At 58.4% G+C, this 13,912-nt stretch carries 13 protein-coding genes; 8 read left to right on the top strand and 5 right to left on the bottom strand.

Translation table 11 applies throughout. The features are described 5' to 3' along the window. The first annotated feature begins 25 nt into the window (after nt 1-25). From murC to mutT, 8 genes are all read left to right on the top strand, one after another. Complete coding sequence (gene murC, locus I6L40_RS04495) at nt 26-1,480, top strand: UDP-N-acetylmuramate--L-alanine ligase (RefSeq protein ID WP_216995040.1); 1,455 nt, start codon at nt 26-28, stop codon at nt 1,478-1,480. A 98-nt stretch (nt 1,481-1,578) separates the two neighbouring features. Beyond that, nucleotides 1,579-2,331 carry a cell division protein FtsQ/DivIB gene (locus I6L40_RS04500; RefSeq protein WP_033115385.1) on the top strand — a complete coding sequence of 251 codons (753 nt, stop codon included), beginning with the start codon at nt 1,579-1,581 and terminating at the stop codon, nt 2,329-2,331. Next, the gene (gene ftsA, locus I6L40_RS04505) at nt 2,312-3,571 is read left to right on the top strand and encodes a cell division protein FtsA (protein WP_005336148.1); all 1,260 of its coding nucleotides are present in this window, start codon (nt 2,312-2,314) and stop codon (nt 3,569-3,571) included. Before I6L40_RS04500 ends, ftsA begins: the two co-directional genes overlap by 20 nt. Nucleotides 3,572-3,610: 39 nt before the next feature. Next, nucleotides 3,611-4,762: a cell division protein FtsZ gene (gene ftsZ, locus I6L40_RS04510; protein ID WP_005336147.1), complete on the top strand. Its 1,152-nt coding sequence runs from the start codon at nt 3,611-3,613 to the stop codon at nt 4,760-4,762. A 99-nt stretch (nt 4,763-4,861) separates the two neighbouring features. Further along, nucleotides 4,862-5,785, top strand: a complete 924-nt coding sequence (gene lpxC, locus I6L40_RS04515; protein WP_005336146.1) for a UDP-3-O-acyl-N-acetylglucosamine deacetylase — start codon at nt 4,862-4,864, stop codon at nt 5,783-5,785. A 140-nt stretch (nt 5,786-5,925) separates the two neighbouring features. After that, nucleotides 5,926-6,831, top strand: coding sequence for a M23 family metallopeptidase (locus I6L40_RS04520; protein ID WP_043851602.1), 906 nt, complete (start codon nt 5,926-5,928; stop codon nt 6,829-6,831). Between the two features lie 59 nt (nt 6,832-6,890). Next, nucleotides 6,891-9,611, top strand: coding sequence for a preprotein translocase subunit SecA (gene secA, locus I6L40_RS04525; RefSeq protein WP_071913397.1), 2,721 nt, complete (start codon nt 6,891-6,893; stop codon nt 9,609-9,611). Nucleotides 9,612-9,685: 74 nt separating this feature from the next. After that, nucleotides 9,686-10,090 (top strand): 8-oxo-dGTP diphosphatase MutT, encoded by a 405-nt coding sequence (mutT, locus tag I6L40_RS04530; protein ID WP_216995041.1) that lies wholly within the window; start codon nt 9,686-9,688, stop codon nt 10,088-10,090. Between the two features lie 72 nt (nt 10,091-10,162). Here mutT and yacG read toward each other — a convergent pair whose 3' ends face one another. The 5 genes from yacG to I6L40_RS04555 are packed head-to-tail and all read right to left on the bottom strand — an operon-like array spanning nt 10,163 to nt 13,896. Next, nucleotides 10,163-10,357: a DNA gyrase inhibitor YacG gene (gene yacG / locus I6L40_RS04535; RefSeq protein WP_005336142.1), complete on the bottom strand. Its 195-nt coding sequence runs from the start codon at nt 10,355-10,357 to the stop codon at nt 10,163-10,165. 9 nt (nt 10,358-10,366) lie between these two features. Continuing rightward, nucleotides 10,367-11,089: a cell division protein ZapD gene (gene zapD, locus I6L40_RS04540; protein ID WP_041210678.1), complete on the bottom strand. Its 723-nt coding sequence runs from the start codon at nt 11,087-11,089 to the stop codon at nt 10,367-10,369. A gap of 44 nt (nt 11,090-11,133) precedes the next feature. Continuing rightward, nucleotides 11,134-11,742 carry a dephospho-CoA kinase gene (gene coaE, locus I6L40_RS04545; RefSeq protein ID WP_216995042.1) on the bottom strand — a complete coding sequence of 203 codons (609 nt, stop codon included), beginning with the start codon at nt 11,740-11,742 and terminating at the stop codon, nt 11,134-11,136. A gap of 17 nt (nt 11,743-11,759) precedes the next feature. Beyond that, nucleotides 11,760-12,632, bottom strand: a complete 873-nt coding sequence (locus I6L40_RS04550) for an A24 family peptidase (protein ID WP_216995043.1) — start codon at nt 12,630-12,632, stop codon at nt 11,760-11,762. Nucleotides 12,633-12,654: 22 nt separating this feature from the next. Continuing rightward, nucleotides 12,655-13,896: a type II secretion system F family protein gene (locus I6L40_RS04555; RefSeq protein WP_042033196.1), complete on the bottom strand. Its 1,242-nt coding sequence runs from the start codon at nt 13,894-13,896 to the stop codon at nt 12,655-12,657. Nucleotides 13,897-13,912: the final 16 nt, after the last annotated feature.

The raw sequence follows: 13,912 nt of genomic DNA on the forward strand, positions 1-13,912 counted from the left end.
CTTGCGGCAGACTAAAGAGACGATTATGACCAAGGTTGAACTGGCAAAACTGCGTACTGTGATCCCCGAAATGCGCCGCGTGCGTCGCATCCATTTTATCGGTATCGGTGGTGCCGGTATGGGCGGGATCGCCGAAGTGCTTGCCAACGAAGGGTATCAGGTAACGGGTTCTGATCTGGCTCGCAATGCGGTTACCGAGCGGCTTGAGGCTCTGGGCGCCCATATCTTTACCGGCCACAGCGCCGAGCATGTCAACGGCGCCAGCGTGGTCGTGGTCTCCACTGCCATCAAGCAGGACAACCCGGAGCTGCTGGCTGCCCGCGAACTGCGGATCCCGGTAGTACGCCGTGCCGAGATGCTGGCCGAGCTGATGCGTTTCCGGCACGGTATCGCCATCGCCGGTACTCACGGCAAGACAACCACTACCAGTCTGGTGGCGAGCATCTATGCCGAAGCCGACCGCGATCCGACTTTCGTTATAGGTGGCCTGCTCAACAGCGCTGGCACCAATGCCCGTCTGGGCAGCAGCCGTTATCTGATCGCCGAGGCGGACGAGAGCGACGCCTCCTTCCTGCATCTGCAGCCGATGGTCTCTATCGTGACCAACATCGAAGCGGATCACATGGACACCTACGGCGGTGATTTCTCCAAGCTGAAGGCCACCTTCATCGAGTTTCTGCACAACCTGCCTTTCTACGGTCTGGCGGTGGTCTGCATCGATGATCCGGTGATTCGTGGCATGTTGCCCGAGATTGCGCGTCCGACCCTGACTTACGGTCTCTCTGACGATGCGGATGTGCAGGTGCTGGATTTTGTCCAGACCACCAACCACAGCTGCTTCCGGGTGCGCCGCAAAGATGCGGGTGAGCTGCAGGTAACCCTCAACTTGCCGGGGATCCACAACGCCTTGAACGCTGCCGCGGCGATTGCTGTCGCGACGGAAGACGGAGTCAGCGACGATGCCATCATCCGTGCGCTGGCCAAGTTTGAAGGGGTAGGCCGCCGCTTCCAGCAGTATGGTGAGTTCGAAACCGGTCGCGGTAAGGCCATGCTGGTGGACGATTATGGTCACCATCCGAGCGAAGTGAAGGTGACCATCAATGCCGCTCGGGCTGGCTGGCCGGAGAAGCGTCTGGTCATGGTGTTCCAGCCGCATCGCTACACCCGCACTCGCGACCTTTACGAAGACTTCGCTGACGTGCTCTCCAAGGTAGACGTGCTGGTAATGCTGGAGGTTTATTCTGCCGGCGAGGATCCGATCCCGGGGGCGGATGGTCGTGCGCTGTGCCGCTCCATCCGTTCGCGCGGCAACCTGGAACCCATCTTTGTGGCTACGCCCGATGACGTGCCGGCCGTGTTGGCCGACCTGGTTGGTGAAGGGGATCTGGTGCTGACTCAGGGGGCGGGGAACGTCGGAGCACTGGCCCGTCGTCTCGGCGAGATGAAATTGAGCATAGATAGCATGAAATCTGGTGCCTGAGGGCCCAATGAGTATTTTGACCGCCAAGCCGGGGCCTATATAATGGCGAACCGGTCTGTCAAAAGGCCGGTTTAGCGCGTTACACGGGGATCGAGCGGGTGGAGGCAAGGGCACAGGGGCGCACCAAGGGCGGCTTCATCGCAGGCGTGATGTTTTTCCTGCTGGTGATATGGGGCTGCTACCGGACTGCGCTGGATGTTAAAGGTTGGCTGACGGATGCCAACCGGTTGCCCATGAGCGAGCTGTTGCTGCAGGGGCAACACCAGTATCTGGAAACCGAAGAGCTGCGACTGGCCGTGCTGGATGGCGCCGAGTCACGCAACTTCTTCGAGTTGGATGTTAACGAATTGCAGGCACGGCTTAATGCCTTGCCATGGGTAGCCTCGGTATCGGTACGCAAGAAGTGGCCGAACAAGATCAAGGTCTACCTGACAGAACAGGACGTGGCGGCGCGCTGGAACGGCAACCGCTTCGTCAACACCAAGGGCAAGGTGTTCAGTGCACCGGATCGGGTCAAGACACCGCTGTTGCAGTTGTCGGGGCCGGATGACCAAGCCGCCATGGTGTTGAAAGAGAGTCGGCAGTACGAAGCGCAACTGGCTGCCAAGGGATACAAGTTGCTGGGGGTGAATCTGACCCCCCGCCATGCCTGGGAACTGACCCTGGATGGCAATATCAAGCTGTTTCTGGGGCGCAACGACATAGCACTCCGGTTGCAGCGGTTTATCGATGCCTTCCCGGCTATCGAACCCCGTGCGCAGGTTGCGTACGTGGATCTTCGATACGATACCGGAGTGGCAGTTGGCTGGAAGAAGAGCGAAGAGAAAGTGCATGACCAACACCGCAGATAGGAATTTGATTGTCGGACTGGATATCGGCACAACCAAAGTGGCGGTTCTGGTCGGTGAAGTATTGCCGGACGGTGAACTGAACGTCATCGGTATGGGCAGTCACGCTTCCCGCGGGATGGAGAAGGGCGGGGTCAACGACCTCGACTCCGTGGTCAAGTCACTGCGCCGTGCGGTGGAAGAGGCCGAGATGATGGCGGATTGCCAGATCAGCTCGGTCTACCTCGGCTTGTCCGGCAAGCATATCGACTGCCGCAACGAGACCGGCATGGTACCCATCTCCGACGAAGAGGTGACTCAGGAAGATGTGGACAACGTGATCCACACCGCCAAGTCGGTTCGCCTCTCGGATGAACTGCGGGTGTTGCACGTGCTGCCGCAAGAGTTTGCCATCGACTATCAGGAAGGGATCAAGAATCCGGTCGGTCTCTCCGGTGTACGGATGGCGGCCAAGGTGCATCTCATCACCTGCCATAACGACATGGCTCGCAACATCGAGAAGTGTGTCGAAAAAGTGGGTCTGCGAGTCGATCAGCTGATCTTCTCCGCGCTGGCCTCCAGCTATGCGGTGCTGACCGAAGACGAGAAAGAGCTGGGTGTCTGCGTGGTGGACATCGGTGGTGGCACCATGGATATGTCGCTGTTTACCGGCGGCGCCCTGCGCCACACCAAGGTGATCCCGTACGCTGGCAGCACTGTTACCAGCGACATCGCCTACGCCTTCGGCACGCCGCCGCTCGACGCAGAAGCGATCAAGGTGCGCTACGGCTGCGCCCTCGGTCGTCTGGTCAGCAAGGAAGACAATATTGAAGTGCCCAGTGTCGGCGGTCGTCCGGCGCGCAGCCTGCAGCGGCAGACACTGGCTGAAGTAATCGAGCCCCGCTACACCGAGTTGCTCTCCATGGTGAATGATGAGCTGGTGCGGGTACAAAGCGAATTGAAAGCGCAGGGGGTCAAGCATCAGCTGGCAGCCGGTGTGGTCTTGACCGGCGGCGCTGCCCAGATCGAAGGCATTGTGGAGTGTGCAGAGCAGATCTTCCAGAGCCAGGTTCGGGTAGGGGAGCCCATGAATATTCGTGGCTTGAGTGATTATGTGCAGGCGCCGGTTTACTCGACTGCGGTCGGGTTGCTGCAGTACGGCCGTACACATCAGGCAACAGGTAGCAACAAAGAATATGCCGCCAAGGCAAGCGTCGGTGGTCTGGTCAAACGGGTCAGCAACTGGCTGCGTGGCGAGTTTTAAGAATTTTGCTGAGTCAGGCAAATAAAGCGGAGAGACAACATGTTTGAATTTATGGATAGCCACACTGACGAAGCCGTCATTAAAGTGATCGGTGTAGGTGGCGGCGGCGGCAACGCTGTCGAACACATGGTTCGTCAAAACATCGAAGGTGTCGAGTTCATTACCGTCAACACCGACGCCCAGGCACTGCGTAACTCCAGTGCCAACACCACTCTGCAGATCGGCGGTGGCATCACCAAAGGTCTGGGTGCTGGCGCCAACCCGGAAGTGGGTCGTGATGCGGCCATGGAAGATCGCGAAGCGCTGCGTGAGCTGCTGACCGGCTCCGACATGGTGTTCATCGCTGCCGGTATGGGCGGTGGTACCGGTACCGGTGCTGCGCCGATCGTGGCCGAAGTGGCCCGCGAGATGGGCATCCTGACCGTTGCTGTGGTGACCAAGCCGTTCTCCTTCGAAGGGAAGAAGCGGATGGGCTTCGCTGCGCACGGTATCGAAGAGCTCTCCAAGAACGTCGACTCCCTGATCACCATCCCCAACGACAAGTTGCTGAAGGTGCTGGGTCGTGGCATCTCCCTGCTGGACGCCTTCAAGGCGGCCAACGATGTGCTGCTTGGCGCGGTACAGGGCATTGCCGAGCTGATCACCCGTCCGGGCCTGATCAACGTCGACTTCGCTGACGTGCGTACCGTTATGCGCGAAATGGGTACCGCCATGATGGGTACCGGTTCCGCTTCCGGTGATGACCGTGCCGAAGAAGCTGCCGAGAAGGCTATCTCCAGCCCGCTGCTGGAAGATGTGGATCTGGCCGGTGCCCGCGGCATTCTGGTCAACATCACTGCCGGCATGGACATGACCATCGAAGAGTTCGAAACCGTCGGTAACGCGGTCAAGGCCTTCGCTTCCGAGAACGCCACTGTAGTAGTGGGTACCGTAATCGATCCGGAAATGCACGACGAACTGCGTGTGACAGTGGTTGCTACCGGTATCGGTGCCGAGCGCAAGCCGGACATAACTCTGGTCAAGAGCAGCCAGGTGCAAGAGCGCCCGGTACGTCAGCCGCTGGTCAGCGATATGATGCAGGGTCGCGTGATGGACGAAGCCCCGGCCAAGGTGGTTAACGCCGAGCCGCAAGCCCGTCGTGAACCGGATTATCTAGATATTCCGGCGTTCCTGCGCAAGCAGGCAGACTAAGTCTCTTATGAGGCGTGTTTGTCTGTTGCTTAAGGAATGTGCTAAGATGGCCTGCCAACGACCATCTGGTCCGGATTTTAAGCTGTTTAGGGTACACCCATGATTAGACAAAGAACCTTGAAAACGAGTGTTCAGGCGACTGGCGTCGGCCTGCATTCGGGCCGGAAAGTCACCATGACATTCCGTCCGGCCCCTGTGAATACAGGGATCGTTTACTTGCGTACCGACCTGAATCCTGTGGTGGAGCTGCCAGCCAATGCCGATCAGGTGCGTGATACCGTGCTCTGTACCGCTCTGGTCAACGAAGCCGGCGTGCGTGTCTCTACCATTGAGCACCTCTCCGCCGCGTTGGCCGGGATGGGGATCGACAACCTCTACGTCGAGGTTGACGCGCCCGAGATCCCGGTGATGGACGGCAGTGCGCATCCCTTTATCTACCTGCTGCAGGAAGTCGGGATCCGTGAGCAAAATGCTGCCAAGCAGTTTGTGCGGATCAAGAAGAGCATCCGGGTTGAAGATGGCGACAAGTGGGCGGAATTCCACCCTTATCGCAACGGCTTCAAGATGGATCTCGAGATCGATTTCCAGCATCCGGTCTTTGAAGGGCGCAACCAGCGTTGTGTACTGGATTTCTCCGGTGCCTCCTTCGTGAAAGAGATCAGCCGTGCCCGTACTTTCGGGTTCATGCGTGATATCGAGTACCTGCGTTCCCAGAATCTGGCGCTGGGCGGAAGCCTGGAAAACGCCGTGGTACTGGATGACTACCGGGTACTGAACGAAGATGGTCTGCGTTACGAGGACGAGTTCGTCAAGCACAAGATGCTGGATGCAATCGGTGACCTCTATATGTGCAACCGCAGCATTATCGGTGAGTTCCGCGCTTACAAGACAGGGCATGCCCTGAACAACAAACTGCTGCGTGCCCTGCTGGCCGAGCAGGAGGCATGGGAACTGGTGACCTTCGAGGGTGAGGGCGACAAAGCGCCTATCGCTTACTACGATAACGGTCTGGTTCTGGCCTGATAGCTGTGCAACGGAACGTCGGTCCCCTCTCCGCACCGACGTTCCGTCATTTGTTTACTCCATCCTTTAATACCGACTATCTCCCGGTTTTATTTCCCGTGCAGGCCCATGGCCGCACCTGACCGAGCAGACTGATTTCTATGAGCATTACCCTGATCCTCCACGGCAAGCAGCGACGCAGGTTGCACTTACCAAAACAACGTCTGGCATGGGTCGGCGGTATTGTTTTCTCCCTGTTGGCCCTTGGGGGCGGCTGGCTCTGGCAGAGCTGGCAGAAGAAGATGGATGCGCTTGAAGTGGCGCTGGCCATGGCAGAACAGCGTTCCGTAGACCAGAGCGGCGATGAAGCCCGCGAGCAGCTGGCGATGCTGGCAGCCCAGGTGGGCACCATGCAGGGCCAGCTTGGCCGCCTGAATGCCCTTGGCGAACGGCTGACCGAGCAGGCCGATCTCGATCCCGAAGAGTTCAATTTCAAAGAGCTGCCCCCGATGGGTGGCCCCTCTTACGATGAAGATCTGGAAGTGAGCCTCAACGAGCTGCAAGCCTCCATGAAACATCTCAGCCAACAGCTCAGCAGTCGTGAAGAGCAGCTGTCGGTACTTGAATCTTTCATCATGAATCACCATATCACCGATGCCGGTTTTATTTCCGGCACGCCGGTCAAGCAGGAGCGAGTCTGGGTCTCGTCCGGCTTTGGCGGACGGGTCGATCCGTTCAACGGGCGTGCCAAGATGCACAAAGGGGTGGATTACCGTGGCAAACCCGGGACCCCCATTCTGGCCACAGGACCCGGCATTGTCAGCTGGGCCGGCCGTCATCCGGAATTTGGCAACATGGTGGAGATTAATCACGGCAATGGTCTGGTCACCCGCTATGCCCACAACTCCAAGTTGCTGGTCGAGGTGGGTACCCTGGTTGATCAGGGGCAGAAGATTGCCTTGATGGGACGCACCGGTCGCGCGACCGGGGTCCATTTGCATTACGAAGTGTTGAAAGATGGTCGTCAGGTAAACCCCGCACGCTTTCTCAGTGCCAGCCGGGGTTAGGTTTTTTCTTCAGGTTCCAGTGACGGAACGCTTTATATAACCAGAAATAGTTGGTACCCATGATTAGCACACTGCTTACCAAGATTATCGGCAGCCGGAACGACAGAACGCTCAAGGCTTTGCGCAAAATTGTAAAACAGATCAATGCCATGGAGCCGCAGTTCGAGGCTCTCTCGGATGCCGAGCTGCAGGCCAAGACGGCCGAGTACCGTCAGCGTCTGGAGCAGGGCGAGACCCTGGAGCAGCTGCTGCCGGAAGCCTTCGCTACTGTGCGCGAAGCCTCCAAGCGGGTATTTGGCATGCGTCACTTTGACGTGCAGCTGATCGGCGGCATGGTGCTGAACTCCAACCGCATCGCGGAAATGAAGACCGGTGAGGGTAAGACCCTGACCGCGACCCTGCCGGCTTACTTGAATGCCCTGAGCGGCCGCGGCGTCCACGTCGTGACCGTGAACGACTACCTGGCCAAGCGTGACGCCGAGGCAAACCGCCCGCTGTTCTCCTTCCTCGGCATGACCGTGGCGTGCAACGTGCCGGGCATGGATGCGTCCCAGAAGCGTGACGCCTATGCGGCCGATATCACCTACGGTACCAACAACGAATTCGGTTTCGACTACCTGCGCGACAACATGGCGTTCTCGCCCGAGCAGCGCGTCCAGCGTCCGCTCAACTACGCGCTGGTGGATGAGGTGGACTCGGTGCTTATCGACGAAGCCCGTACCCCGCTCATCATCTCCGGCCCGGCGGAAGACAGCTCCGAGCTCTATATTCGCGTCAACAAGCTGATCCCGCTGCTGGTCAAGCAGGACAAGGAAGATACCGAGGAGTACACCGGCGACGGTCACTACACGGTAGACGAGAAGAACCGTCAGGCCTTGCTGACCGAAAACGGCCAGATCTTTGTGGAAGAGCTGCTCAAGAAAGAGGGGCTGCTCGATGAGAACGACTCTCTGTTCTCCGCCACCAACATCAGCCTGCTGCACCACGTCAACGCCGGTCTGCGCGCCCATACCCTGTTTGAGCGCAACGTCGACTACATCGTGCAGAAGGACGAGATCGTCATCGTCGACGAGCATACCGGCCGTACCATGCCGGGCCGTCGCTGGTCCGATGGTCTGCATCAGGCGGTCGAGGCGAAGGAAGGGGTCAAGATCCAGAACGAGAACCAGACTCTGGCTTCCATCACCTTCCAGAACTACTTCCGTCTCTACAACAAGCTGGCGGGCATGACCGGTACAGCTGATACCGAAGCTTTTGAATTCCAGCAAATTTATGGCCTGGATACCGTAGTTATCCCGACCAACAAGCCGATGGTGCGCAAAGACATGGGCGATCTGGTCTACCTGACCGCCAACGAGAAGTATGCCGCCATCGTCAAGGACATCCGCGAGTGCGTGGAGCGTGGCCAGCCAGTACTGGTAGGTACCGTTTCCATCGAAAACTCCGAACTGCTCTCCGGCATTCTCAACAAGGAGAAGATCCCGCACCAGGTGCTGAACGCCAAGTTCCACGCCATGGAAGCGGAGATCGTCGCCCAGGCTGGCCAGACTGGCGCGGTCACCATCGCCACCAACATGGCGGGTCGTGGTACCGACATAGTGCTCGGGGGCAACTGGCAGGCGGAGATCGCCAAGCTGGAGAATCCGACCGAGGCACAGGTTGCCGAGCTGAAAGCGGCATGGCAGGTGCGTCACGATGCGGTGCTGGCTGCCGGCGGTCTGCATATCATAGGTACCGAGCGTCACGAATCCCGTCGTATCGACAACCAGCTGCGCGGCCGTTCCGGTCGTCAGGGTGACCCGGGCTCCTCCCGTTTCTATCTCTCCATGGAAGATACCCTGATGCGGATCTTCGCCTCCGATCGCGTGACCGGCATGATGAAGAAGCTGGGCATGGAAGAGGGTGAGGCCATCGAGCACCCGTGGGTCACCAAGGCGATTGAAAACGCCCAGCGCAAGGTGGAAGGTCGCAACTTCGACATCCGCAAGAGCTTGCTGGAGTTTGATGACGTTGCCAACGACCAGCGCAAGGTAGTTTACGAGCAGCGCAACGAGTTGCTGGATACCAACGACATCTCCGAGACCATTCACGTTATCCGTGATGACGTTTATGGCGCCATCATCGATGAGTACATTCCGCCCCAGTCTCTGGAGGAGATGTGGGATGTACCGGGTCTGGAAGCTCGCCTGAAGTCCGACTTCGCCCTCGACCTGCCGCTGCAGCAGTGGCTGGCAGAAGATGACAAGCTGTACGAAGAGAAGCTGCGCGAGCGCATTCTGGACGAAGCGACCAAGCTCTATGCCCACAAGGAGGAGCTGGTCGGTAAAGAGGTGCTGCGCAACTTCGAGAAAGCGGTGATGCTGCAGACTCTGGATGGCCTCTGGAAAGAGCATCTGGCGGCCATGGATCACCTGCGTCAGGGCATCCATCTGCGCGGCTACGCCCAGAAGAACCCCAAGCAGGAGTACAAGCGCGAATCCTTCGATCTGTTCACCCAGATGCTGGAAACTCTCAAGCGCGATGTGGTCAGCATCCTGAGCCGAGTTCAGGTGCAGGAGCGCGATGTGGAAGCGATGGAAGAGCAGCAGCGCCAGCAGGCCGAGTCTGCCCCCCGTACCTACACCCACGCGGCTGCCGAGAACCAGCTGGCGGACGAAGAGGAAAGTGCTGCCGAGGGTCACACCACCTTCGTGCGCGACGAGCAGAAGATCGGCCGTAACGATCCCTGCCCGTGTGGCTCCGGCAAGAAGTACAAGCATTGCCACGGTCAGTTGACCTGATCGACCCGATGCCATAAAAGGCGGGCCCAGTGCCCGCCTTGTTATTGGTGGCAACAAGCGAACAGAGGTAATTGATGGAACAGAAAAAACGGATCTGGGTGGCCGTTGGCGTCATCGAGAACGAACGGGGCGATATCTTCATTGCCAAGCGCTCTTCCGACCGTCATCAGGGCGATCGCTGGGAGTTTCCCGGCGGCAAGGTGGAGTCCGGTGAGGATCTGCTGACAGCGCTGGATCGGGAGCTGTGGGAAGAGATCGGGATCCGGGTGCAGGATTGTGCTCCCTTCATGGAGCTGCATCACGACTATCCAGAGAAGCAGGTACTGCTCGATATCTGGAAGGTGACCCGTTTCAGCGGTGAACCATTTGGTAAAGAGGGTCAGGAGTGTTTATGGGTGCCGGTCGTCGAATTGCACAATTACCACTTCCCCGATGCCAACGGCCCGATTGTGGCGCGTCTGCAGGCGGCTCAAGCGTAACCTGCCGTTATCTAGCTATGAAAAAAGGGCCGTATGGCCCTTCTTACTTTGCAGAATTGAGCGAGCTCTGGCTTATAGCCACTGGTCGCCCTCTTCTGGCTCCGGCAGCAGATCCGGGTTGATCTCTCCGGGGATCCGCTTCTCCTCATCGGCCCACTCGCCGAGATCGATCAGCTGGCAGCGCTTGCTGCAGAAGGGGCGAAACGGGCTCTGCGGGCCCCATTCCACTTCGCTCTGGCAGGTCGGGCACTTTACCTTGGTGACCATAAGCAATCCCTAGCAGCAGGCGAGCTGGAATGGCACATCGCCAATCGGCTGTTCGCCGGTTGGCAGGAAGCGCAGCGCAAAGCGGTTCTTGTGGCCGCTCAGGGTGGGGTAGCAGCAGAGGTTGCCCGGCAGCTTGATGCGGATAAGCTCGGCGCTCTCGGCGGTGTCCTGAAAGAAACCATTGGTCGCTACCTGCTCGCTGAAACTGCCTGATTCGCGCCACAGGCGCAGCAACAGGGTGATGGCATTCATCAGCAGGGTGATGTCGCTAAGCCACAGCTGCATTTGCTGATGGCGGGTAATGGCTGGCGTACCGAGCCAGTGGTGCAACTGCGGTACGTCGAAGGCACACAGGCCACCCGGGATGGAGAAGCGCTGACGGATTGAGCCGAGCAGGCGATCCTCTTTCAGGCGCGCGCCGGGACGCGGGGAGTTGAGCAGGCTGCGGGAGAGCTGACTGCTCTCGTGCTGCATCTGCTTGATCTGCTCCAGATCGACGTCGGGCAGGCTTGCCCAGTGGCTCAGGCGCTGGCCGAGACGCTCGAGATCCTTGATCAGGTCGGCACGCAGGTCACCACGCTCCAGCAACTCCTGCAGATCGAACAACCCTTTGAAGAAGGCGATATGAGCCCAGGGCTGGTCGTTCTCCAGATTGTCGCGGATCTGGGAAAACAGGGATTCCAGACGAAGATAGGTCCGGCTTTTTTCATTGAGGGGGAAATCGTAAATCATGCCTAATCCTGGCCAGCCATAAATCCGGCCTAGTGTACTCACTGTTAACCAGCTTGTTGAGAGGCAAATGCCAGATATGTTTCGTGCAGCGTTAAAATCCGCGCTTTTATCGCCATTTCGCTGTAATTGGCGTTCTCGATGACATCATCTGCCGCTGCCAGGCGCTCCGACCGGCTCGCCTGTGCGGCGATGATGGCCTTGGCCTGTTCGGCGGTAACGCCATCCCGGCGGCAGGTGCGCTCGATTTGGGTCGCCTCGTCCACATCGACTACCAGTACCCTATTGGCCAGGCCGGTGAGCTTGTTTTCCACCAGTAGCGGCACGACCAGCAGGCAGTAGGGGGAGCGGGCTGCGGCACACTGGCGCTGCATCTCGCTGCGAATGAGCGGGTGGAGCAGGGAGTTGAGCCATGTCTTGGCCGACGGATCACTGAAGACCTGTTCGCGCAGGCGGCGGCGATCCAGTTGACCGTCGGGGGTTATGACATCAGGGCCAAAGTGGTCGGCAATGGCTGCGAGAGCCGGGGTGCCGGACTCAACGACCTCGCGGGCAATCACATCGGCATCCACGACGTCGATGCCCAGCTCGGCAAACTGGTTGGCAATTGTTGTCTTGCCGCTGCCGATGCCGCCGGTTATTGCAACTACATACATTAGTCAGAGCGCCTGTTTCAGAGGATGGTTGTGAGATACCAGCGGGTGATGGTATCGCCCCATAGCAGCGCAATCCAGCCTGCGATGGCGAGGTAGGGGCCAAAGGGGATGGGGTTGCCCTGATGGTGTTTGCGCAGGGCTATGAGCGAGATGCCGATGATGGCACCAACCAAAGATGAGAGCAGCAGTATGATCGGCAGTGCCTGCCAACCGAGCCAGGCTCCCAGTGCCGCCAGCAACTTGAAGTCGCCATAGCCCATCCCTTCCTTGCCGGTCAGCAGTTTGAAAGCCCAGTAGAGGCTCCAGAGCACCAGATATCCTGCCATGGCACCGATCACAGCATCAGCAAGCGGTGCAAAACCACCGCTCAGGTTGAACAGCAAACCGCCCCACAATAGCGGCAGGGTCAGCTGATCTGGCAGCAACATCTTGTCGAGATCGATAAAGGTGAGGGCCACCAATACCCAGGTCAGCAGCAGGGCGGCAAGGGCTCCCCAACCCGGTGAGATCACCATGGCTACGGCCACCGAGAGCAGCGCTGTCAGCAGTTCAACCAGCGGATAGCGGGCCAAGATAGGGGCTTGGCACTCACTGCAGCGCCCCTTGAGCCAGAGCCAGCTTAACAGCGGGATGTTTTCCAGTGCGGTGATGGCATGGCCGCAATGGGGGCAGGCCGAGCGCGGCACCATCAGGTTGTAGCGCGGTTCGGTTGCTTGCTCTTCATTGGGGGTGAAGTAACTGCGATATTCAGCCTGCCATTCTCGTTCCAACATGATGGGCAGGCGGTGGATCACCACGTTGAGAAAGCTGCCGATCATCAGGGAAAAGATAAAAACCAGCGAGAAGTAGAGCCAGGGGAGGCTATGGAAAACATCAGTGATCAACAACATGGTGTCTCGGATTGGTTGAAGGTCAGTGGATAACTGACCCCAGTTTAAAGATGGGCAGATACATGGCAACCACCATACCGCCAACCAGCACCCCCAGTACCACCATGATAAGAGGTTCCAGCAGGCTGGTGAGGCCATCGACCAGATCGTCGACCTCCTGTTCGAAGATGGTGGCGACCTTGGAAAGCATATCATCGATGGCGCCGGACTCCTCGCCGATCATCACCATCTGAATCACCATGTCGGGGAAGAGATCGACAGTGCGCATCGCCACGTTAATCTGCATGCCGGCGACTACCTCGTTGCGAATGGCCATCACTGCGGTGCGATAGACGTAGTTACCGGAAGCTCCAGCAGCTGAAACCAAGGCATCGACCAGCGGAATCCCCGCCGAGAAGGTGGTGGAGAGGGTGCGGGCGAAACGGGCCATGGCGGCTTTATGCAGGATCATCCCGACTACCGGAATCGTGAGCACAAACTTGTCGGTATTATCTTTTACCTTCTGGGAGGCTCGCCAGGCACGGACATAGAGAAAGATGGCCAGCGCGATTCCACCGAAGAAAACGTACCACCAGTTCTGCATAAAGCGGGAGATGCCGATAACAAACTGCGTAAATGCAGGCAGCTCGGCACCGAAGCTTTTGAAAATATCTTCGAATTGCGGGATGACGAACAGCAACAGGATGGAGGTAACGACAATCGCAACCAGGATAACCATGGTTGGGTAGAACATCGCCTTCTTGATCTTCGACTTGAGTGCTTCTGATTTCTCGCGGTAGGTAGCGATGCGGTCATAGATGGTTTCCAGTGCGCCGGACTGCTCGCCAGCTTCAACCAAATCGCAATAGAGGTCATCGAAATAGAGAGGATGACGGCGCAGCGCTTCCGACATGGGAGTACCGGTTTCGACATCCGCGGCTATTTCTCCCATCAGTTCGCGCATGGATGCCTTTTCGTGGCTGCGGGCGATGATTTGCAGGCTTTGTACCAGAGGAACGCCGGCGGAGAGCATGGTAGTGATCTGGCGCGAGACGATGGCAATATCCATCGGTTTGATCTTGGCGCCTCCCTTGGAGAAGAGCCCCTGACTCTTCTTGGCAACCTTGGTGACATTGACGCCCTGCTTGCGCAGCTCTGCCTTCACTGTGGCTATGTTCTCAGCTTGAAGCTCGCCAGAGACTTTTTGTCCTTTACGGTTTACCCCTTGCCAGCGAAAGGCGAAGACTTTTTTCGGGGCATTGGTTTTCTTGGTCAGCGTTGCCATCGATGCATCCTGCAAA

This window comes from Aeromonas sp. FDAARGOS 1410, assembly GCF_019048745.1.
Lineage (GTDB): Bacteria > Pseudomonadota > Gammaproteobacteria > Enterobacterales > Aeromonadaceae > Aeromonas > Aeromonas jandaei.

Excerpts from the sequence above, each read along its gene's own strand:
- ftsA (WP_005336148.1), top strand. The coding sequence starts at position 2,312 with ATGACCAACACCGCAGATAGGAATTTGATTGTCGGACTGGATATCGGC.
- zapD (WP_041210678.1), bottom strand. The coding sequence starts at position 11,089 with ATGATTTACGATTTCCCCCTCAATGAAAAAAGCCGGACCTATCTTCGT.
- I6L40_RS04555 (WP_042033196.1), bottom strand. The coding sequence starts at position 13,896 with ATGGCAACGCTGACCAAGAAAACCAATGCCCCGAAAAAAGTCTTCGCC.
- murC (WP_216995040.1), top strand. The coding sequence starts at position 26 with ATGACCAAGGTTGAACTGGCAAAACTGCGTACTGTGATCCCCGAAATG.
- mutT (WP_216995041.1), top strand. The coding sequence starts at position 9,686 with ATGGAACAGAAAAAACGGATCTGGGTGGCCGTTGGCGTCATCGAGAAC.
- lpxC (WP_005336146.1), top strand. The coding sequence starts at position 4,862 with ATGATTAGACAAAGAACCTTGAAAACGAGTGTTCAGGCGACTGGCGTC.
- secA (WP_071913397.1), top strand. The coding sequence starts at position 6,891 with ATGATTAGCACACTGCTTACCAAGATTATCGGCAGCCGGAACGACAGA.
- ftsZ (WP_005336147.1), top strand. The coding sequence starts at position 3,611 with ATGTTTGAATTTATGGATAGCCACACTGACGAAGCCGTCATTAAAGTG.
- yacG (WP_005336142.1), bottom strand. The coding sequence starts at position 10,357 with ATGGTCACCAAGGTAAAGTGCCCGACCTGCCAGAGCGAAGTGGAATGG.
- I6L40_RS04550 (WP_216995043.1), bottom strand. The coding sequence starts at position 12,632 with ATGTTGTTGATCACTGATGTTTTCCATAGCCTCCCCTGGCTCTACTTC.
- I6L40_RS04520 (WP_043851602.1), top strand. The coding sequence starts at position 5,926 with ATGAGCATTACCCTGATCCTCCACGGCAAGCAGCGACGCAGGTTGCAC.
- coaE (WP_216995042.1), bottom strand. The coding sequence starts at position 11,742 with ATGTATGTAGTTGCAATAACCGGCGGCATCGGCAGCGGCAAGACAACA.